Origin of the sequence: Nocardioides sp. Root682 (assembly GCF_001427795.1) — a bacterium.
GTDB lineage: Bacteria > Actinomycetota > Actinomycetes > Propionibacteriales > Nocardioidaceae > Nocardioides.
Genome location: NZ_LMHJ01000002.1, coordinates 227,271 through 247,559, shown reverse-complemented (window position 1 = coordinate 247,559; position 20,289 = coordinate 227,271). Strand labels below are relative to the sequence as shown.

General features: G+C 67.4%; 21 protein-coding genes. 11 read left to right on the top strand and 10 right to left on the bottom strand.

Features of this window, described 5'->3' with window-relative positions; all coding sequences use genetic code 11:
* Positions 1 to 26 precede the first annotated feature (26 nt).
* The 7 genes from ASD84_RS13465 (at position 27) to ASD84_RS13435 (ending at position 7,723) form a co-directional block, all read left to right on the top strand.
* Positions 27 to 1,589, top strand: coding sequence for an amino acid permease (locus ASD84_RS13465; protein ID WP_056711368.1), 1,563 nt, complete (start codon positions 27 to 29; stop codon positions 1,587 to 1,589).
* On the top strand, positions 1,586 to 2,287 hold the full coding sequence (locus ASD84_RS13460) for a DUF1989 domain-containing protein (RefSeq protein WP_056711366.1): 702 nt from the start codon (positions 1,586 to 1,588) through the stop codon (positions 2,285 to 2,287). The genes ASD84_RS13465 and ASD84_RS13460 overlap by 4 nt, the downstream gene beginning before the upstream one ends.
* The gene (locus ASD84_RS13455) at positions 2,284 to 2,907 is read left to right on the top strand and encodes a DUF1989 domain-containing protein (RefSeq protein ID WP_056711364.1); all 624 of its coding nucleotides are present in this window, start codon (positions 2,284 to 2,286) and stop codon (positions 2,905 to 2,907) included. Before ASD84_RS13460 ends, ASD84_RS13455 begins: the two co-directional genes overlap by 4 nt.
* The gene (locus tag ASD84_RS13450) at positions 2,904 to 4,874 is read left to right on the top strand and encodes a 5-oxoprolinase/urea amidolyase family protein (protein ID WP_156391919.1); all 1,971 of its coding nucleotides are present in this window, start codon (positions 2,904 to 2,906) and stop codon (positions 4,872 to 4,874) included. The genes ASD84_RS13455 and ASD84_RS13450 overlap by 4 nt, the downstream gene beginning before the upstream one ends.
* Entirely contained in the window at positions 4,871 to 6,430 is a 1,560-nt protein-coding gene (locus ASD84_RS13445; protein ID WP_056712193.1) for an allophanate hydrolase, read from the top strand. The genes ASD84_RS13450 and ASD84_RS13445 overlap by 4 nt, the downstream gene beginning before the upstream one ends.
* A gap of 263 nt (positions 6,431 to 6,693) precedes the next feature.
* Positions 6,694 to 7,362 carry a Type 1 glutamine amidotransferase-like domain-containing protein gene (locus tag ASD84_RS13440; protein ID WP_056711360.1) on the top strand — a complete coding sequence of 223 codons (669 nt, stop codon included), beginning with the start codon at positions 6,694 to 6,696 and terminating at the stop codon, positions 7,360 to 7,362.
* Between the two features lie 37 nt (positions 7,363 to 7,399).
* A complete protein-coding gene (locus tag ASD84_RS13435) occupies positions 7,400 to 7,723 on the top strand; it encodes a nuclear transport factor 2 family protein (protein ID WP_162251532.1) in 324 nt (107 codons plus the stop codon).
* A 30-nt stretch (positions 7,724 to 7,753) separates the two neighbouring features.
* Here the strand turns inward: ASD84_RS13435 and ASD84_RS13430 are convergent, their stop codons facing one another.
* The 5 genes from ASD84_RS13430 to ASD84_RS13415 all read right to left on the bottom strand — a co-directional run bounded on the left by ASD84_RS13430 (position 7,754) and on the right by ASD84_RS13415 (position 11,687).
* Entirely contained in the window at positions 7,754 to 8,878 is a 1,125-nt protein-coding gene (locus ASD84_RS13430; protein WP_056711355.1) for an endonuclease/exonuclease/phosphatase family protein, read from the bottom strand.
* Positions 8,879 to 8,960: 82 nt separating this feature from the next.
* Positions 8,961 to 10,145, bottom strand: coding sequence for an esterase-like activity of phytase family protein (locus tag ASD84_RS13425; RefSeq protein ID WP_056711354.1), 1,185 nt, complete (start codon positions 10,143 to 10,145; stop codon positions 8,961 to 8,963).
* Positions 10,146 to 10,293: 148 nt separating this feature from the next.
* The gene (locus ASD84_RS25530; protein ID WP_200954572.1) at positions 10,294 to 10,437 is read right to left on the bottom strand and encodes a hypothetical protein; all 144 of its coding nucleotides are present in this window, start codon (positions 10,435 to 10,437) and stop codon (positions 10,294 to 10,296) included.
* A 109-nt stretch (positions 10,438 to 10,546) separates the two neighbouring features.
* Positions 10,547 to 11,233, bottom strand: a complete 687-nt coding sequence (locus tag ASD84_RS13420; RefSeq protein ID WP_056711351.1) for an acetoacetate decarboxylase family protein — start codon at positions 11,231 to 11,233, stop codon at positions 10,547 to 10,549.
* A gap of 52 nt (positions 11,234 to 11,285) precedes the next feature.
* Positions 11,286 to 11,687: a hypothetical protein gene (locus ASD84_RS13415; RefSeq protein ID WP_156391917.1), complete on the bottom strand. Its 402-nt coding sequence runs from the start codon at positions 11,685 to 11,687 to the stop codon at positions 11,286 to 11,288.
* 43 nt (positions 11,688 to 11,730) lie between these two features.
* Here ASD84_RS13415 and ASD84_RS13410 point away from each other — a divergent pair, with 43 nt between their 5' ends.
* Positions 11,731 to 12,174 carry a nitroreductase/quinone reductase family protein gene (locus ASD84_RS13410; protein WP_056712190.1) on the top strand — a complete coding sequence of 148 codons (444 nt, stop codon included), beginning with the start codon at positions 11,731 to 11,733 and terminating at the stop codon, positions 12,172 to 12,174.
* 157 nt (positions 12,175 to 12,331) lie between these two features.
* Here ASD84_RS13410 and ASD84_RS13405 read toward each other — a convergent pair whose 3' ends face one another.
* Both ASD84_RS13405 and ASD84_RS13400 read right to left on the bottom strand, forming a co-directional pair.
* A complete protein-coding gene (locus ASD84_RS13405) occupies positions 12,332 to 14,233 on the bottom strand; it encodes a GH-E family nuclease (RefSeq protein ID WP_156391915.1) in 1,902 nt (633 codons plus the stop codon).
* Positions 14,234 to 14,776: 543 nt separating this feature from the next.
* Positions 14,777 to 15,313 (bottom strand): TetR/AcrR family transcriptional regulator, encoded by a 537-nt coding sequence (locus ASD84_RS13400; protein ID WP_056711343.1) that lies wholly within the window; start codon positions 15,311 to 15,313, stop codon positions 14,777 to 14,779.
* Positions 15,314 to 15,392: 79 nt separating this feature from the next.
* Here ASD84_RS13400 and ASD84_RS13395 point away from each other — a divergent pair, with 79 nt between their 5' ends.
* Positions 15,393 to 16,331: an alpha/beta hydrolase gene (locus ASD84_RS13395; RefSeq protein ID WP_056711341.1), complete on the top strand. Its 939-nt coding sequence runs from the start codon at positions 15,393 to 15,395 to the stop codon at positions 16,329 to 16,331.
* Between the two features lie 29 nt (positions 16,332 to 16,360).
* Here the strand turns inward: ASD84_RS13395 and ASD84_RS13390 are convergent, their stop codons facing one another.
* Together ASD84_RS13390 and ASD84_RS13385 are read right to left on the bottom strand one after the other, a co-directional pair.
* Positions 16,361 to 16,765, bottom strand: coding sequence for a nuclear transport factor 2 family protein (locus ASD84_RS13390; RefSeq protein ID WP_056711339.1), 405 nt, complete (start codon positions 16,763 to 16,765; stop codon positions 16,361 to 16,363).
* Positions 16,756 to 17,562 carry an MBL fold metallo-hydrolase gene (locus tag ASD84_RS13385; RefSeq protein WP_056711337.1) on the bottom strand — a complete coding sequence of 269 codons (807 nt, stop codon included), beginning with the start codon at positions 17,560 to 17,562 and terminating at the stop codon, positions 16,756 to 16,758. Before ASD84_RS13385 ends, ASD84_RS13390 begins: the two co-directional genes overlap by 10 nt.
* Between ASD84_RS13385 and ASD84_RS13380 the strand changes: the two genes are divergently transcribed.
* Positions 17,561 to 18,490, top strand: coding sequence for a helix-turn-helix domain-containing protein (locus ASD84_RS13380; protein ID WP_200958501.1), 930 nt, complete (start codon positions 17,561 to 17,563; stop codon positions 18,488 to 18,490). The two genes, ASD84_RS13385 and ASD84_RS13380, sit on opposite strands and share 2 nt — an antisense overlap.
* 12 nt (positions 18,491 to 18,502) lie before the next feature.
* Here the strand turns inward: ASD84_RS13380 and ASD84_RS25770 are convergent, their stop codons facing one another.
* Positions 18,503 to 19,519 carry a helix-turn-helix transcriptional regulator gene (locus tag ASD84_RS25770; protein ID WP_235531110.1) on the bottom strand — a complete coding sequence of 339 codons (1,017 nt, stop codon included), beginning with the start codon at positions 19,517 to 19,519 and terminating at the stop codon, positions 18,503 to 18,505.
* Positions 19,520 to 19,666: 147 nt separating this feature from the next.
* Here ASD84_RS25770 and ASD84_RS13370 point away from each other — a divergent pair, with 147 nt between their 5' ends.
* Positions 19,667 to 20,239: a hypothetical protein gene (locus tag ASD84_RS13370; RefSeq protein WP_056711334.1), complete on the top strand. Its 573-nt coding sequence runs from the start codon at positions 19,667 to 19,669 to the stop codon at positions 20,237 to 20,239.
* Positions 20,240 to 20,289: the final 50 nt, after the last annotated feature.

Genomic DNA, 20,289 nt, shown 5'->3' with positions numbered 1-20,289 from the left:
TTCTGGGCCTACCCATCGGAGGCACAGTGTCCACAACTCCCGACTCAAGCGCCGTAGATCTCGGCACTTTCGGCTACACCCAACAGCTCTCCCGACGCGTCGGCAGCTATGCGTCGTTCGCTGCCGGCTTCTCCTTCGTCTCGATCCTGACCACCGTCTTCCAGCTGTTCGGCCTCGGCTTCAGCTTCGGCGGTACGGCGTTCTTCTGGACCTGGCCCGCGGTCTTCGCCGGTCAGCTCATGGTCGCCCTCTGCTTTGCCGAGCTCGCGGCGCGCTACCCCCTGTCCGGCGCCATCTATCAGTGGTCACGGCGACTCGGCGGATCGATCGTCGGCTGGTTCGCGGGCTGGACGATGGTGATCGCGCAGATCATCACGGTGGCCGCTGCAGCCATCGCGCTCCAGGTCGTGCTCCCCGCCGTGTGGGGCGGCTTCCAGGTGATCGGCAGTGACCCGACGCTGTCGTCGAAGTCGGGTGCCAGCAACGCCGTACTCCTCGGCGTGATCCTGCTCGTCGTCACGACGACCCTCAACGCGGTCAGCGTCCGGATCACCGCGATCGTGAACTCAATCGGTGTCACGTGTGAGTTGATCGGCGTCGTCCTGCTGGCGATCCTCCTGTTCGGCCACGCCGAGCGTGGGCCGTCGGTCGTGCTCCACACGACGAACCTCGACAACACCACCGGGTACGTCGTCCCGCTGCTGATCTCGGCGCTGATGGCGGCGTACGTCCTCGTCGGCTTCGACTCCGCAGGTGAGCTTGCCGAGGAGACCCACAAGCCGCGGGCCACCACGCCCCGCACGATCATCCGCGCGGTCGTCGCCTCCGGTCTCGGTGGTGCGTTCCTGATCATCGCTGCCCTGATGGCTGCGCCCAGCGTCACCGACGGCAACCTCGGGCTGCAGGGCCTCCCCTACGTCCTGACCAGCCAGCTCGGTACGACGACCGGCAAGCTCCTGCTGCTCGACGTCGCCTTCGCCGTCTGCGTGTGCACGCTCGCCATCCAGACGGCCGCCGCCCGGATGATCTACTCGATGGCCCGCGACAACGTGCTGCCGTACTCGAAGCAGCTCGCGAAGGTCTCCCCCAAGACGGGCACGCCCGTGCTCGCGACCGTCGTACCCGGTGTCCTGGCCGGCCTCTGTCTCGTCGTGAACGTCGGCAACGCCGGTCTCTTCCTCGGCCTGGCGAGCGTCTGCATCATGCTGCTCTACATCGCCTACCTGCTCGTGACGGCGCCGCTGCTCTACCGCCGCATCACCGGCACTCCCCTGCTCGACGGACTCGACGAGAACGGCAAGAAGCTCTTCTCGCTCGGACGCTTCGGCATCGTCGTCAACGCCATCGCGGTCGTCTACGGGATCGCCATGGCGATCAACCTGGCGATGCCGCGTGCGGAGGTCTACGACCCCGCCGGCGAGGGCTGGTACCTGCACTACCTGCCGCTGATCACGCTCGCCGTGGTCGGTCTCGGCGGAGTCGCGGCGTACGCCGTACAGCGCAAGGACTACCACCGCAGCCTCGGCGAGCCCGTGCCGTCGTTCTCGTTCGCCCTCCCGGGCCTGCGGACCGCGGAGGAAGAGGCATGAGCGGCTTCACCCACGAGGTCCCGGGTGGCGCGGCCTGGTCGTTCCCGATCCGTGCCGGGCGTCTGGTGACGCTCACGGCGCTGGGCGACGACGCCTGCGTGAGCACCCTGCTGTTCGGGCCGGACCGGCTCGACCGGTTGAACGTCCCCGACACCCTCAAGGCGCAGATGTCGGCGTGCATCAAGGCGCCGATGGTGCTGATGTCCGATCGCGGGGTCGCCCTGGCCTCCGTCGTCGACTCCAGCCTCGACTGGCACGACTGCCTGACCGGGTTCGGGTCCGATGCCCACCTGGCGAGGTTCGGCCCGTCGTCGTACGCCGTGGACCGGAACGACTGGAAGCGCTCCGCCCACACCGGCCTGGTCAGCGAGCTGACCAGGCACGGGCTCGGCGAGGCCGACCTGCACGGCAGCGTGAACCTCTTCAGCAAGGTCGGCATCACCGACGACGCCCGCGGGACGCTCGGCCTGCTGACCGGGGTCTCCCAGGAAGGCGACACGGTGACGCTCCGCACCGAGGTCGACGTACTGCTCGTCCTGGCGACGGCGCCGCACCCGCTCTCAACGGCGCCGTACGCGCCGGCCGGAGTCCGGATCGACGTCGCTGTGGCGGAGCCCGTCACCACCGACGACCCGAGCTGGAACTTCCGCGACGAGAGCGCCCGCGCGCTCGAGCAGGCCAGGAGGCTCGCGGCATGACCACGACACTCCAGGCGACCGTGCTCGACACGGTCGTCCAGGCCGGCGACGGCGCACTCATCCGGGTTCCCGCGGGAGGTCGGCTGCGCATCGTCGACACCTACGGCAATCAGGCGGTCGACACGTTGCTCTACGACGCCGACGACATCGACAACCGCTACTCCGCGCTCGACACGATCCGCGAGCAGGGCGCGGTCTACCTGACCACCGGCTCGCGACTCCTGAGCACCAGGCTCGACGAGCTCGCCGTGATCAGCGACGACACCTGCGGTCGTCACGACACCATCGGCGGTGCGTGCGCGCAGGAGTCCAACGTCATCCGGTACGGCGAACACGTGCGCCACCAGCACGCGTGCCGCCAGACCTTCCTGGCGTACGGCGCCGCGGCCGGCATCGGGCAGCGGCAGCTCGGGCACAACATCAACTTCTTCATGAACGTGCCCGTCGACTCCCTGGGGAACCTCAACTTCGAGGACGGCGTCTCCGCTCCGGGGAAGTACGTCGAGATCGTCGCCAGCCGCGACATCCTGGTGCTGATCAGCAACTGCCCGCAGCTCAACAACCCCTGCAACGGCTGGGACCCGACCGCGGTGCAGCTGCTCGGCTGGTGGGAGTCGTGACCGGCCTGACCGTCGTCAGCGCCGGCACCCAGACCACGATCCAGGACCTCGAGGGCCGCACCGGGCTGTGGGACGTCGGTGTCCCACCCTCCGGCGCCTTCGACGAGCTCAGCTTCGCTCTTGTGAACTCGGCGGTCGGCAACTCGTGGAGCGCCGCTGGCCTGGAGTGTGTGGTGCGCGGACCGGTGCTCACGGTCTCGACCGACCGGCAGGTGTGCGTCGGCGGAGCCGCGACGCAGGCGACGATCGACGGACGTCCCCTGCGCCCGGGCACCGTCGTCTGGCTGCGCGCGGGCTCCGTCCTCGACGTGGGTTCGTTGGACGGTCCCGGCTTCCGTGGGTACGTCGCCGTGCAGGGTGGGCTCGACGTACCCCGCGTGCTGGGCAGCCGTTCGACGTTCATCCTCGGTGGCTTCGGTGGTCTCGACGGTCGTCCGTTGGCGGACGGCGACGTCGTAGCGCTGGGACGGCTGGGCAACCAGTCGGCACCGGCCGACGTCTCGGCGCTGCTCCCCGACCTGCAGTCCGACTGGGCGCTGCGGGTGATCCCGGGGCCCCACGGCGCCCCGACCCACCTCACCTTCGAGGGCGTCGAAGCGCTCTTCGGTGAGACCTGGACGGTCGACCACCGCGTCGACCGGACAGGCGTGCGGCTGGTTGGGGCGACGCCCGGCTGGGCCCGCGAGGACGGCGGCGAGGCCGGCCTGCATCCGTCGAACCTGCACGACTCGGCGTACCCGGTCGGCGGCATCATGCTCTCCGGCGACACCCCGGTGATCGTCGGCAAGGACGGCCCGTCGCTCGGCGGTTTCGTCGTACCGGCCGTGGTGATCGGTGCCGATCGCTGGATCCTCGGACAGCTGCGTCCCGGCGACTCCGTACGGCTCGTCCCCACGACACCGGAAGCCGCCGCCGAGGCGATGCGTCAGCGGCGCGCACTGTTGGCGTCGCTCCACTCGCAGCCCATGGGCGAGACGGTCGCGGCACCGGCCGCCCGCCCCCTCGAACTGGAGGAGTACGACGCCGACGGCACCACGCCGGCGTACACGATCCGGAGGTCGGGTGACCGGCACCTGCTCGTCGAAGCGGGTCCGGCCGAGCTCGACCTGCGGATCCGGGTGTGGATCCACCTGCTGGCCCAGGCGCTGCGCGGCGACCGTCCGGACGGCGTGACCGAGATCGTGGAAGGCGTCCGGTCGCTGCTGGTCCAGGTCGACGACGCCCGGCTCGGGCTCGACACCCTGGCCAAGCACCTGGCCGTTCTTGCAGGCGGGCTGGCCGATCCGGCCACGGTGACCATCCCGGCTCGCGAGGTCTCGCTCCCGATCGCGTTCGACCACCCCGAGGCCCATGAGGCGATGCGCCGCTATGCCGCGTCGGTGCGACCGGATGCCCCGTGGTGTCCCGACAACGTCGAGTTCATCCGCCGGGTCAACGACCTCGGAGACCGGGCGGACGTGTTCGACGTGGTGGCCGCCGCGACGTACCTCGTCGTGGGGCTGGGCGATGTCTACCTCGGTGCGCCCGTCGCCGTACCCATCGATCCGCGGCACCGGCTGGTCACCACGAAGTACAACCCCGCCCGCACGTGGACCCCGCAGAACGCCGTCGGCATCGGCGGGATCTACCTCTGCATCTACGGCATGGAGGGGCCTGGCGGCTATCAGCTGGTCGGGCGCACGCTGCCGGTCTGGCGGCTGCCCGGGCTCGCCGAGGAGCAACGCGACGAGCAACCGTGGCTGCTGCGGCAGTTCGACCGGATCCGCTTCCACCCGGTCAGTGCCGAGGAGCTGGCGCACCAACGCGCCGACATCAAGGCTGGGCGTGCCGACCTGGTGACCCGGCCCGCGACCTTCTCCGTGGCCGAGGTCAACCAGCTCGAGGCCGAGGCCGCCGGCGAGATCGCCACCCTGCGCGCGCAACGACGCGCAGCCTTCGACGCAGAAAGGCAGCGGTGGGTGTCATGACGACCTTCATCTCACGCTTGTCCGCCTCACAGGTTGAGGCATTCGAGGATCGTCCGGGGCCGTTGTCGGGCCTTCGGTTCGCCATCAAGGACAACATCGACCTGGCCGGGATCCCCACCACTGCTGGTGATCCGCGGCGTTCGACTCCGGCATTGGCCAGTGCGTTCGCCGTACAGAAGCTGATCGATGCGGGCGCCGTACCGGTCGGGAAGACCAACCTCGACCAGTACGCCACCGGACTGGTCGGCACGCGTTCGCCGTACGGCGTCTGCAGCTCGGTCTTCTCCGACGTGCACATCAGCGGAGGCTCGAGCTCGGGCAGTGCCGTGGCGGTGGCGTCCGGTGAGGCCGACTTCGCGCTGGGTACCGACACCGCCGGCAGCGGCCGGGTCCCGGCGGCGTTCAACGGGCTGATCGGCATCAAGCCCACGCGCGGCCTGGTGTCCACGTCCGGCGTGGTCCCGGCCTGCCGGTCCCTGGACTGTACGACGGTCCTGGCTCGCTCCCTGCCGCTCGCGAGAAGGGTCTTCGACCAGATCGCGGTCTTCGATCCGGCCGACGCGTATGCGCGGAGGATCACGCAACGGGCGTTCGGGGATCGGCCCCGGATCGGTGTCCCGACCAACCAGCTGGACCTCGATCCGTTGCACCGGGAGGCCTGGGAGCAGGCCGTCGCCGAGACCGACGGCGCGGTGGCCATCGACATCTCGCCTCTCCTCGAGGCGGCTGCGTTGCTCTACTCAGGGCCGTGGCTGGCCGAGCGCTGGCTCGCCTTCGGCTCGTCGCTGGTCGATGACCCGGCGGTGGACCCGACGGTCTGCGCGATCGTGACGAAGGGCCGCGACCTCACCGCAGCAGACGCCTTCGCGGGCTTCCACCGGCTCGCCGAGCTGGCCCGGGAGGCCGAGCCGATCTGGGAGCAGATCGACGCGCTGCTCCTCCCGGTCACGGCCACGCACCCGACCCTTGCCGAGGTCGCGGCTGACCCGATCGGCGTGAACACGCGGCTCGGCCAGTTCACCAACATGACCAACCTGCTCGACCTGTGCGCCGTGGCGTTCCCCGGTCCCATGCGGACTGACGGCCTGCCGTTCGGCGTACAACTGCTGGCACCAGCCGGCTACGACAACGCCCTGCTCGACCTCGCCGAGCAACGGTCGGGCGCGTTGGTCGCGGTCGCCGGCGCCCACCTGACCGGACAACCCCTCAACGCGGACCTCGTAGGTCGCGGCGGCACCCTCGTCACCACCACCCGGACCGCGACGGACTACCGGATGTACGTCGTCGACGGCCCACTCCCCCGCCCCGGCCTCACCCGTACGGACGGCAAGCCGGTCGGCGAAGGCATCGAGGTCGAGGTGTGGCGCCTGCCCGCGGCGGCCCTGGCGGGCTTCATGGGAACGATCGCTCCACCCCTCGGGATCGGGCCGGTCGAGCTCGCTGACGGCAGCCAGGTGCTCGGGTTCATCTGCACGGCCGACGGTGTCGACACCGATCGCGAGATCACGTCGTACGGCGGATGGCGGGCGTGGCTGGACGCCCAAGCCTCTGGCTAGGCGCAGACCGACCACACCCAGGTCCTCGGCTCGTGCGGGCGACAGGCCGCTTTGCGTTGCGCTTCAGGGTTGATGGGGAACATCTGATGAACCTGCTTGATCAAGGGTTCCCCGATGAGGAGCAACGGACATTCAGCGGTGTGCAGGCCCGTGCCGACGTGCCCGACCCGTCCGACACCGAGCCTTGCTGTCATGGCCGATGACTTTCGCGATGAGCCCGAGTCGGACAGATCAGGCAGTCATCTGACCCGATCGGAGAGACCTTGAAGCTCCTGCTCACGTCCGCGGGTGTCACCAACCCCAGCATCCACGCAGCCCTCATCGACCTGCTGGGCAAGCCGATCGAAGAATCCACCGCCCTGTGCATCCCCACCGCGCAGTACGGACACCCGTCGGTCGGCCCGGGCGTCATGCCGTGGCGGTTCATCAGCGGCAACGACTCGCTCCCCATGGTGAGCCTGGGCTGGAAGTCGGTCGGCGTACTTGAGCTCACCGCACTCCCCAGCATCGACAAGGACCTCTGGGTCCCCCTCCTCAGCGAGACCGACGTGCTGCTCGTCGCCGGTGGAGACGTCCTCTACCTGTGCCACTGGATGCGCGAGTCCGGGCTGGCCAACCTCATTCCCTCACTGCACAGAACCGTCTGGGTCGGGCTCAGCGCGGGCAGCATGGTGATGACGCCGGAGGTCGGTGACGACTTCATCCAGTGGCGGCCGCCGAACGGCGACGACAGCACCCTCGGGCTCGTCGACTTCTCGATCTGCCCGCACCTGGCGCCGGATGGCGCGCCGGGCAACTCGATGGCCGAGGCAGAGGCCTGGACGAGCACGATCGCCGGGTCGGCGTACGCGATCGACGATCAGACCGCCTTCACCGTGGTCGACGGCGTCGTCGAGGTCGTCTCCGAGGGCCACTGGAAGCGCCTGAAGTGACCAGCGGATGTCGGTGCCCCTCACTAGGTTCGGCCCCATGACCACCATCCCCGATGTCATCGACCGGTACTACGAGGCCTCGGCATCCAGCGACCTCGACACCCTGCTCGCCTGTTTCCAGCCCGACGCTCATGTCCGCGACGAGAGCCACGACTACGAAGGCATCGCAGAGATCCGCGGCTGGCGCGAGAGTGTGGCGTCCCGGTTCACCTATACGACAGAGATCACCGGAGTGGAGCGGGCGAGTGATCAGGTGTACGTCGTCTCCACGCACCTCGAAGGCGACTTCCCTGGCGGAGTCGTCGACCTGAGCCAGCGGTTCACCCTGGTCGACGGGCTCATCGCAGACCTGTCCATCTGAGCGCACTGCATCGAACCTGCCCAGCGCAGGCTAGAAGTCGGTGATGTCGGCGTAGATCGCCGCGTGGTCCGACGCCTCGTGCTCCTTCTTGTCCAGCGTCGGGAAGATCTCCCACGGGTCCTTCGTGCGGTTGCCGCGGTACACGCCCTTGCGGAACACCCCTCCCCCGGTCGCCAGCGCGAACAGCGGGTCCGACATCAGGATGTAGTCGATCTTGTCCTTCTCGTTGCCCGAGCCGAACGTGCCCTTGCGGTGGTTCCAGTCGAAGGCCGGGTGCGCGCTGATGTCGGTGAGGCCGGTCAGCCCGATCAGCGGCTTGAGCGCGTCGCTGGCCGGGTCGTCGTTCAGGTCACCGGTGATGGCGATGTGCTCGATCCCTTCGCGTCGCAGGGCCTTGTAGATCGCGGCCACCCGGCGCGCCTGCCGCTTGCGGCGCTTCGCACCGATCGGGTCGCCCTGCGAGGCGTACCCCTTGGACTTGAAGTGGTTCGCCAGCACCACGAGCCGACCGCCGGCGGGCGTCTCGAAGTGGTACTCGCAGCAGTCCCGCGAGAAGACCGGCCCCGTCGCATCCTCGTCGAAGATGTGCGTCCGGATCTGGACCAGCGGGTACCCCGCTCCCGCCATGCAACCGACGTCGATCCCGCGGGAGTCGTTGCCCTCGACCACCATCGTCTGTGGGTACGGCGTCCCGCCCACCGCGGGCAGCATGGCTCGGCTGAACATGTCCAGGCCTGGGCGGTCGTCCGCCTCGACCACGGTGAGGACGTCGGCGGCGAGCTCACGGATGACCAGGGCGGTGTGCTCGGTGGCGCGAACGCTGACCGCGACGGTCTTGAGCTCGACCCACCCGACCCAGTCGGCCCGCCCCTTGGCGATCAGCGTGACGTCGCCTGTCGTCGGGCGTCGTAGCAACGACCCGCGCAGCTTGCGGAGTCGCACGAAGGTGCCCTCGTCGTCGTTCAGCACGCCCAGCTGGTCCAGGAGGTCGAGGATCTCCCCCTCAACCCCCTGGTAGCTGGCGAGCTCGAACAGGGTCGAGACCCTCGCGTGCGCGGCAAGGATCCTGCTGCGGGTGTCGCTGTCCGCCTCGTTGCTGTCCATGGCCTTCGGGCGCGCAAAGAGGTTCTCCACGTTGAACGATGCGATCCTCATGCGTCCACGGTGAGCACATCAGCCGACGAGCACAATGGCCCGTTCGGGTCTTGCCCTTGTCCCCTGCACGTGTTGGCTCGCCCTACGGCAGCTTGACCTCTGCGAGCACCGTCTTCACGCCCGAGGGGTCGACGTCCTCACCGGCGGCGTACGCCCGCGGGACGAACCCGAAGTCGTTGTCACTGATGACCACCAGCGTCGACCCGTTCTTCAACGCAGCGCCCTCGACCTTGCCGGGCACACCCGCGACACCGGCCAGGTCGACCAGGAGGGTCTTGTCCTCCTCGGTCACCAACGGGTCGGTGGGGTCGAGCTCGATGGTGTGGAAGCGGGCCTCGGTGTCGGTGCGCTCCTGGACGATGAGGTGCGTCTGGTCGACCGGGATGAGCGCGGAGATCTTCAGGTCGCGTCCGCGGGTGCCGGCCGCGAAGGTCGAGGCCGCGTCGAAGCGGTAGCCGTAGCGATGCAGTGTCGTACCGGTCGTCGTGTCGAACGAGACCAGCTCCGTGATGATCCGATCCCGGTCCCCCGAGACCACGACGGAGCTCTGCAGCGCGACCACGATGGTCTTGCCGTCGGGCAACAACGCGATGTCCTCGAAGCCGCGGTTCCCGCGGCGCTTCGACAGCTCAGCGGGCAGCGAGCCCTCGACCGGGTAGTCGACGCCAGCAGCTGCGTAGTCGTCCTCGAGTCCGGCAGGGACGTGGCGTGCGATCACGTGGCCGGCCGGGTCCACCTCGACGATCGATGGGCCGTACTCGTCGACGAGCCAGAAGTGGCCGTCCGCCGGACGCACCACCCCTTCGGTGTCGACGCCGTTGGCGTTGTAGTCGAGCAGCGTCGTGCCGTCGGCGGCGTACGGCGCCGGGTCGCCGGGCACCGCGAAGTTCGGGAGTCCCGTGACCGGGTCACCGGCCGGCGTCACGAGCGGGATGGACTCCAGTACGTCGAGCCGGGTGCCCCGAGCGCGGACCTTGACCAGCGACGGGGTGAACTCCGGGACGATGAAGGTGCGGGTGTCGCCGATCTCGCCGTTCGGGCCGCGGTCGGTGATGGTCCAGTACTCGTTGTTGCCCAAGGAGAAGAGTCCGCTGCCGATTCCGCCCAGCTCGACGCCGCGGTCGTCGACGACAGTCGGCTGGAAGTCCTCCAGCGCGATGGCCCCCAGCGTGGTGCGCTTGTCGACGTAGGGCGTGGTGGCGGCGAGGGCAGGGGCGGCGACGAGGCCGCTCACACCCAACAGGGCAACGGCAGGAAGAAGGCGCATGTGCGCGACGCTAGGAGTCGCGCCCGACGTCCGCCCGACGTCTCGGTGGCGGCGAGGTGAACTGCTCGAGCCCCTTCGACGCCACGACGACCAGCCTCCTCAGGGGTCCACCTGAAGAGGCTGGTCGCGGTAGCGGCTGTGTGGTTCGTCAGTAGTACATCCGACGGGTGCCGCCGATCGGGACCAGGTTCAGCACCAGTCCCACGACGATCAGGATCGCGCCCACCGTGGTGAGGACCGGGATGCTCGCGACGAGGCCGATGATGAGGAGGATGACGCCAAGGGTGACCATTTTCTGACTCCGTTCAGCAGCGGTTGTTGAATCTCGCAGTACCCGCCGCCATCCGTTTCAGACGGTCATTCATGAAGTTGTCGGACAATCTGGCCCGTCAGAGGCGAGGTCAGAGCGGCGTGGGCTCGTCGAACCGAGCCTGCATCCGCTCGGTCCATGTGCTCAGGACCACGGAGTCCGGCGACAGGCCAAGGGAGGCGAGCTCCTTGGCGATCGGGTGCGAACCGAGCGTCAATGACACCTCGCCACCGAAGTGGATCCCGCTGCCGCTGCCGCCCTGGGTGAAGGCGGTGACGTGCGGTCGGCCGTCGATGAGGGTGTAGGCGTTCAGCGCCATCGGTGGCATCTCGTCGGTACCACCGCGCGGCAGGGTGATGTCGACGACGAGCTCGCCACCTATCGTGAGCAGCCAGCGCGTGGTGGTCTCGGTGTTGGTCACCTCGATCTGCTCGACGGACTTGGGGAAGCCCCAGATCTGGTTGCCGGCAGCACAGGTGAACGACTCGGTGACCGGGAGGTGGGTGATGAACGTGCCGTCCTCGCCACCACCCTCGGGACGGACGAAGAGGATGGTGCCGACCTCCAGATAGGCACCGAGGTCGTTGTCCTTGTAGTCGATCAGCGCGAGCGCGAATTGCGCGCGGCCCGGCGCGGTCTCGATGACCTCGAAGCCGGCCGGGGCCAGGGCCCGGGCTGCCTCGAGGTCGACGTCGAAGATGACGGTGGCGTTGGAGCCATCCCGTACGTCGACGGGCATGGTCACGGTCTGGCCAAGGATGTCGTGAGTGATGGTCACGAGCAGAAGTAGAACACGTTCTACGGCGATCCGCGATCCCCTCTTCGCGGACTCAGCCCGCCACGTCCGGCATCCCCTCGAACGGCGCACCGACGAGAGTCACGACACCGACGAAGCGCGCGGACGCACCCAGCCAGACCGAGCCTCGGTCGGTCCGGAGTACGCCGCGGCCGAGCTGCAGGTCGAAGACGCCGATCTTCAGCCGCCCGCCCTCGGACACGAGCGCGACCTGGCCGCGACGCGGGCGACGGTCCGGGTCGACGAGCAGCTCGGTGCCGGCCGGCCAGCCGTGCGAGGCGAGGGCGTCATTGCGCAGCCGGAAGCGGTTGCGGTCGATCGGCGGCGGAGTCCGCGGGCGTCGTACTGACGGGGAAGGGTCGCTTGGACCGGCCGTCGGAGCGAGGTCGAACGGCAAATGGTCCTGCACCCCGTCCACCCGCCGGCCCGAACGCATGTTCGAAGCGTACCGGTCGCCGCGGGCTGGCATGCTCTCCCCCATGAAGCTCCCGTCCCAGCGCGACTTGTTCCTCGCCACGCTCGACGCCCACCAGAAGATCTACGAGACCTCCCGCGGCCTCGTCGGGCACCGGTTGCTGATGGGCATGCCGACCCTCCTACTGCGGACAACGGGCCGCAAGAGCGGACTTCGTCGTACGACGGCATTGGTCTACGCGACCGACGGCGACAATCGCCTGGTCGTCGGATCCAACGGCGGCGCTCGCCGCGACCCCGCGTGGATCCTCAACCTGGAGGCCAACAAGGACGTCGAGTTCCAGGTCGGCGTCCGCAAGATTGTCGGGACTGCTCGGACCGTGCGCACGGATGACCCGGACTACGAGCGGATGTTCTCGCTCTGCAACAAGGCCAACCGGGGCACGTTCGCGAAGTACCGGCAACGTACGACGCGGCCATTGCCGATCGTGGTGCTGGCTCCGCGCTGAGGTACGCCCAATCCGCCCACTATGGGGCGGTCAAGGTGTCACCCATTGGTGCAGTGGGCCCCCTGCTGGTCCTGGGCGTCCGGCGACTGGCCCTCTGCGAGCAGATCCTTGAGCATCACCACGTTGTCATCCGCGACCGCGGCCCGAAGCTGAGTGCCTACGCAGCACAAACGTCTGACTCGTCCTTATGGCTCAGGTTGGTGGACGGATCCTCGATCTGGAAATGAGTCGGGTCGTTGAAGTAGTCGGCGTATTGCTGAACGGTCCACCCAAGAGATATCGCCTTCTGCTTCGCGCATCTCGCCTCGTATCCGTGCCTGTGCCCGTAGTGGAACTCTCCGTCTTTGGAAATCACTTTCCCCCTGGGATCGATGAAGTCGCCGTCAGCATTCTTGGGTGCCGCCTCACGGATCTGGGCCTTGGTCGTTACCCGGAGATTCGGCCGCGGCGTATCGGCGGATACCAGTCTTGCCATCGTGTTCTCCGCCCCCGCCGCAACCCGGATCTCATTGCTTACCCTGGCGACTTCGTCGGCCTTTCCGGCGGCCTTTTCGACCCTAACCGCGGCCACTGCACCCTGCTCCGCACGGATGCCGGCCTTGAAATACTTCGCGATCCGGGCGAAGCCAATGCCGGGGGCGGCTGCCGCGAGAGACAAGCCGGCATTGGTGTAGTCGCCCTCGATGACGTACCACGTTGCGTTGATGCTGGCCGCAGCGACGGCGACATGCTCTGCCCCAGCGGCAACCGCCAAACCGAAGGGGGGAGGAACAAAAACGACAGCGACACCAGCGACAGTGCTGGCGCCTACCGCCAAGATGTCGAGCACCAAGTGTCCCCAACGGCGGATCCAGTGAAGTACAGCCTCGACAACGTCAACAGCGCAATGCCAGTAGTCGATCGGGTTCCACGAGCATCCGCTGTCCTCGGTGACTTCCTGGGCCAGGGTCTGGAGGACAACCGAGTCGTGCGTTGGTCCTTCATCGTCCGAGCCGGAAGACACATTGGCGCCGCCCGCCCCGTTCGTGGCATCGATCGCGGAAGACAATGCGGTAAGCGTTGCTGTCATCCCCAAGCTCTCGAAGTCGGACGATTCGGGGTACCGATGCTCAAACAGCAGGTAGTGGGTGAACTTCCCGATGGCGTAGTCAGTGCCGTCGATCTTCTCGGTGCCCGGTTGGAATCCGGTGAAAGCCCAAGCACTGGCCCCCGGGTTCGCGGTCAGCGCTGCCGTCAGGGCGAGGATGCCGTCGGTGAGGAAGCGACCGCTCGGGGCCGGCGCGTATTTCGCGTCCTCGACGGAGTCAAAGCCGACGGGAACCCTGCGGTATGGGGTCCCGGGCCACGCGGCGTCGCCTTTCTCATGGTCGTAATACCAGTACGCGTCCGTAACAGCCTCAAGGAATTCGGTTGACCAATATCCGCGAGATAGGAGCAGCAGGAGGTTCTGCTTGTTGGCTACATCTTGGTCGACGCGGTCTTGACCGGGGCCTTCGGCGTTCTCGGTCTCGTTGCCGTAAAGCACCTCGGGAGTGGTCGACGCGGTGATGAAGTCGTCACTCCATTCGACAGGCAAGGAACGATTGCCGGTCCCAAAGGTCGCCAGGCCTAACGTGCCCGCCAGATCGGTGAGGGTGACGTCATAGGCGTGGGGGTCGATATCTGCCTTAAGCGGAGCAACGTAGGTCCCACTCGCAACGGAGGCTAGCGCGTCGCCGAGGGCGCGAGGAGTGGTCCGGGACGTGAAGAAGTAGGCGAAGTCGGCGTTTGCGCGGTTGGCTGCCAATCGAGTTTCGAGCGCCACAAGGTCGCCGGCCTCAAGAGCCTCGATCGCCGCGTGGGCATCGGCACGAACTTCGGCGAGCGGGTCTTTGATGGAAGGCAACTGGGTCGAAGCAACGACGAGTCCAGCCACGATGCATAGGGCCAGACCTGCCCGTGCAATCAGAAGGCGCCATGGCCGATTGGGCAACGCGCGGCGGAAGGTCATCTCGGTTCGCAATCGTCCCTCCTGCTGCGATACGAACTCCCAACCGCTAGCTTGCCACTGCTCAGCCACGCGGGACTGCTTGCTATGTGTCGTCCGCACGGACTTATGCCTATACCGCAAATCGCCGTTTTTCTCCCGCGTCTTGTGCTTGCGGCGCCCTTGATCCGCACGTCCCAACTCTGGCTCCTCGTCTGCTCGCCACCGATGTCCGACGCTACGGGCCCGATTTCCCGTGAGGGGTGCCGCAAGCTCCTTGCAACGCTACCGACGAGCCCCGACAAATGGTCCGGAATGGCTGGCACACCTCGTCGCTCGGGTCGGGCACAATTGATGACCCCGAGTCCATCGAGCGCGTAACCATCACCGCAATGGTCGAAGCCGAGGACGGAAGTCGACATCGCGTGGGACGGACTTGTGGCGTGGCGTGCCTGGATCGAAGGTGTTGGCCTTGAGATCCCAGACATCCCATAACTCGCTTCGCCCTGGTGCCGTGAATGATCGACGCTAGGGTCTGCTGCACGAATCACGTGCCCATTCCGCCGCGTCACGGACGCAGAGAAGCCTGGTAGCGACTTGCCCGCGCCATGGGCCTGAGTGTGCCAATCGAGCGAGCTATCGAGGCTGTGTGAGGAGCCCGATGATCGCCCGGCGGTCTTGTTCACCATGGGAGTGGGTCAGCAGGCCCTCGACCACGAAGGCACCGATCTTCGTCATCGCGGCCAGATCGCCTTCCGCGACCCCGGCTTCGCGGAAACCCTCGACCATCATCGTGTCGACCAGGGCGTGGAAGTTGTCGTGCCAGAGGCCGACCACTTCGGACGTTGCCGCGCGTGCGTGCACAACAGTGACCAGCCGCTTGTAGGTGTCGAGCCGATCGACGGCCCACAGGACCTGCTCGGTCCAGGGTCGGCCGGATTCCCGCGCGGCTTCAGCGAGCGCGGCTCCGAGGACTGCGTCCAGGACCGCGACCAGGAGCGCGTCCTTGTCGGCGAAGTACCAGTAGATGGTGTTCGTAGTGACTCCGGCAGCCGAGGCCACCTTCGCCATCGACGTCTCGTCAAAACCTGTCTCCGTGAACAGGGCAGTCGCGGCGGCAACGATCTCCGCGAGCTTCTCCTCACGATCCTGCGGTCTACGGTTTCGAGGCATGCGTCACCTTATCTTGACTGACGTTCAAGAACTCTCCTACCTTTCTTGTACGTCATTCAAGAGCACGCGAGGAGCCATCGTGACCCAGCCCACCGAGAGCAGCTACACCTGGTCGGAGGACACCTTTCTGTCCGAAGGAACCGAGTGCGCGGTCCGCGTCTATCGGCCCGCCGGGAAGCACAAAACAGTCCCGGTGGTCGTCATGGCCCACGGCTTCGGCGGCGTGCGTGCCCTGCGCTTGTACGCCTACGCGGAACGATTCGCCGCCGCCGGCTACGCGGTCACAGTCTTCGACTACCGAGGCTTCGGCGACAGCGCCGGTACGCCGCGCCAGGTGCTCGATGTGCGCATGCAGCACCAGGATTGGCGAGCCGCCCTGGCCTACGCCCGCACGTTGCCCGGAGTCGACCCCGACCGGGTGGTGGCCTGGGGCACGTCGTTCGCCGGCGGTCACGTCATCAGCCTCGCCGGACAAGGTGAGCCGCTGGCGGCGATCATCGCCCAGGTGCCCCACGTCAGCGGACCCGCAGCGGTGCGTGCCACCGGTCTCCTGCCCAGCCTGCGTGTCGGCATCGTCGGTATCCGCGACCAGGTCAACGCCTGGACAAGCCGAAGCCCCGTGTACGTCGACTCGGCAGGTCGACCCGGCCAAACCGCCGTCATGACCTCACCCGACGCCCTGCCCGGCATGAACAAGCTCATCACCGAGTCCGGCCTCAAGACCGGGGACTACCCCTCCAACGTCGCCGCGAGGATCGTCCTCAAGATTGGCCTCTACTCCCCCAAGCGATGGGCCCGCGGAGTCACCTGTCCCGCCCTCATCCAGATCGCAGACCAAGACGCCGTCACACCACGCCACGTCGCAGAAGCAGCCGCCGCCCGCATGGCCGCGCCCACCGTCCGCGTCTACTCCGCCGGCCACTTCGACCCCTACATCGAGCCGCTGTTCACCACCGTGATCGCCGACCAGATCGCGTTCTTGCACGACCATGTCCCCACCGAGACGCACCAGCCCTAATCTGCCGTTGAGTGGTCGCGGGCCGAATCTCAGGTGCCCGCGTCACGGACAAGCGCGGTGTCGACGAACTGCTCGAACCTGACGATGAGTCCGCCACGGACGACGAAGTGGTGGGCGACGCGGGCGGCAAGCGACTTGCCGGTTGCTCGATGGTTGGCGGTGTATCGCGCCAGGACGACCACGTTCTCTCCGTCGATCACGTAGGTGTCGTCATGGGCGATCCAGTCCTCCCACTCGACGCCGAGCTTCTCCATCACGTTCTTCGTCACGCCCTGCGGGGTGCGATAGGTGCCGGCCAGAGGGAAACCTGCCATCTCGGTCCACTCCACATCGGGCGCGAGCGTCGCTCGAAGGGCTTCCAGGTCACCAGCGGCCGAGGCGAGGTACTGGCGCCGTACGACGTCGGCGGGGGACGCCTCGGTGCTCAGCCCCATGTCATCTCGCCCTTGGCGACCTTCGTGCCGAGACCTGCGGCAATCTTCAGCCCGGCGTCCGGGTAGGCAGCGAGGAGCGAGGCTTCTGCCTCAGCAGCATCCACGGAAGCATCGACGGTCTTCTCGAAGAGCTCAAGGTAGTCGCGGGTGTGGACGATGGCCGTGTGGTCGGTCGGAGCGCCCGCGAGGCGGTGGCCGGCGACGACGAAGGAGGGGTCGAGCGCCTCCAGGTCGTTCAGTACCCGGATCCATTCGGCGCGCAGCTCGGTCGTCGCACTGTCGGCGGTCCACACGTGCAAGCCTTCGAACAACAGAACACCGCCGACCAAGGACCGTGACGACGGCTCAAACAGGTACCAGGCGCGGTCGCCGAGCTGGTCGCTGCCGCGACGAACCTCGATCGTGGTTCCGTCGACGGTGAAGCTCGCCTCGGTGAGCGGTGCCAGGTCAACGAGGCGGGTGGGCAGGTTGGCACCCAGGTGCGCCCAGGCCTGGAGCTTGCCCTGGTAGCTGTGCTCGATGTGCTCGATGACGTCGGCCGGTGCCACGAAGGTCGCCTCGGGGAACGCGTCGGCGATCACTTCGGCTCCGAAGTAGAAGTCGGGGTCTCCGGCGCTGATGAACACGGTCGTGAGCCGCTTGCCCGAATCCAGGACCTCGGCGACGATCCGGTGGCCGTCGGCGCGCGTGAAGGCCGCGTCGACGACGAGCGCCTCGGTCTCTCCTGTGACCAGAACGCTGGTCTTGTTCAGGGACGAGTCGGCCGCGTCGATCACGGTGTAGGCAAGGTTGGTCATGCTGGTAACCGTAGGATCAGAGCGAGCTGTTCTCACGGTACGTACGGTCGCTATGGTGGTGAAAATGGGACAGACCCCGATCCGACGAGTGCGCTACCTCTCCCCTGGGTCGAATGTCGGCGACATCGAGGTGAATACCCTCGCGGGCATCCGCGAGCGCGGCGGACCGCAGGAATTCCTCACCTCCCAGGTCCTCGACTTCGACCTGCTCTTCCACCTCGAGAGCGGCACCGAGGTGCATACGGTCGACTTCACCGACCACACCCTCAACACTGGCGACCTCTTGTGGGTGCGCGCGGGCCAGCTCCACCAATGGGGCCGCATCGACGACATCGAAGGCCCCGTAGTGATGTTCGGCCCCCACGCCATCGACGACCGCACCAGCAACCTGATCAGGTCTCAATTGGTCCGCACTCGAAACCACTGGACCGCCGCAGACCTCGAGGCCACACCCGTCCTGCGCGCCATTGGCCTGCTGACGACCAGCATCGACCTGGACCCGCAGAAACAGAGCAGCCTGCGCCAGGCTGGTCTTGAGCACTCGCTCTCTGCGCTCCTCGCCTACCTCGTGCTCGTCGAACCGGCCGGCGGCGCCACACCACAGGAACCGACCCACGAGGCCTACAGATGGTTCCGCGACCACGTCGAGGAGAACTTCCGCACCTGGCACAAGGTCAGCGAGTACGCCGACCGACTCGGCTATTCGACACGGACCCTCAATCGCCTCGCGCGCCAGCACACCGGTCTCTCCGCAAAAGAGCTCATCGACGAGCGGGTTGTGCTGGAGGCCAAGCGGCAGCTGCGCCACGGCGACACTTCGGTTGCGGAAATCGCCGAACAGCTGGGCTTCGACGATCCCTCCAACTTCTCCTCCTACTTCCGCCGGCGTACCGGTACGACACCGGGGGCGTTCCGCGTCCTCAGGTGACGCAGGCTCGTGCTACTCCTCCAGTAGTGCGCGTACGGCAAGGACGCGCCGGTTGGTCGAGGCGTCGGCTGGGAGCTTGAGCTTGGTGAAGATCGAGCTCACGATGGGTTCGACGGTCTTGAGGCTGAGGTGGAGCTGGTCTGCGATGGCTTTGTTCGAGAGGCCCTGAGCCATGAGGTCGAGGACCTCGTTCTCGCGCGGTGACAGACCCGCGAGCCCTCCGCGGGCTCGTGTCTCCTCAACGACGCGGCTCAGGCTGAGCCCGACCATGCCCCATCCAGCAGCGACCGGGATCAGCGGGACGGTGAGGAGCCCGGCTCGAGGTGAGCCGAAAATCGCTAGCCCGACCAGCAGCGCGACCGTCGCCGCGCCCACGGCGACGCCGAGCACGGCGAGCTGGTTGCGCAGCATCCCGTTGGCCCGGCGCCAGCGCGCCAAGATCGCGAGGAGCCAGGAGACCTGGATCAGTGCGTACGCCGGGTGCGCGACGACTCGCCACACGTCCATGGCGTGGTCTGCCCCGCCAAGGCGGAACGGCGGCGGCGTACTGACATCTGCAGCGGCGTACTCGACCGGCCACAACGCTGAGCACAAGGAGAGCAGCACAGCGACCAAGGTCACCACGACAGCCACGCGGCGCCACGACAGTGACAGGGTCCGACCGTCGGGGAAGCAGAAGACTGCCCAGGTCAGCGCAGCGAGCGTGACCGCCAACGGCCAGACACCGATCCACCCCCACCACGAAGCGCCGTGGACCGTGGCGTCGTGTGCTGCCTGACGCCCGAGGAACACCACGCTCTCAAGCACCCCCACAACGGCGAAGAGCAGCGCCTCGCGGTGATGGTGCCGCACCAGCAAGGTCCACGCCGCCACGCATCCGAAAGCGAGAGCGAGGAGGCCGTTGTGCAGGTTCGCCAACCACAGGCCACGCGCGGCACCGGCGGCGACCAAGGCGACGACAGTGCCAAGAACCAACAGTGGTGCCAGAAGTTCCGCCGGGCGGTCACGGACGGATCGATCTGTGCTCACCCATCCATCGTTGCGCACTGAGCGCTTCCCACCGCACAGGGGAAACCCTGGAATCCGCGCCGAACGCATCTCCAGGGTCATCCCCGGAGCGGGAGGGGTACGAAGATGCCGACGCTGGTGGCCCACCCAACCGAGAGGAACGCCGTCATGACCACCTCGACACCAGCGCCGACCATCGCCATTGCCGATCCCAGTCCGGTTGACCGACTGCTCGACGCATCCTTGCTGCTCGCGCCCCTGGCCTACCTGGTCGTGGACAGCTGCTACGCCGTCCGCGGATGGGACGACGGTATGACCGCCGCGCTGCACATCGTCGCCGCCGGTCTGTACGGGCTCGCCGCACTCAAGCTGGTCAGCCTCACCTCCGGGCGCACCCAGGCTGCGCTCCTGGTGATCGCGGTGCTTGGGGTCATCGGCAACGCCGGCGTCGGCGAGAACACCCTCCACATCGCAACCGGAGGCAACGACCTCTTCGACGAGCACGGACCTGCGAACCTGTTCAAGGCAATGGGCTTCTTCTTTCCCCTCACCTTCTTGGTCACGGCCGTCGCGCTACGACGACGTACCCCTGCATGGTGGTCACCGCTGCTTGCCCTCGGGGCCGTGCTCTTTCCCGCTGCGCACGTCACCAACACCGGGTGGCTCGCGGTCACGGACGCGGTTGTCATGCTTCTCGCGTTGGGAGCCTGCGCACGCGTCATCGACGACCCCCAGGACTAGAACGGAATCAACGGCGCCCACGAGAAGGTGCAGCTCGACGACGACATCGA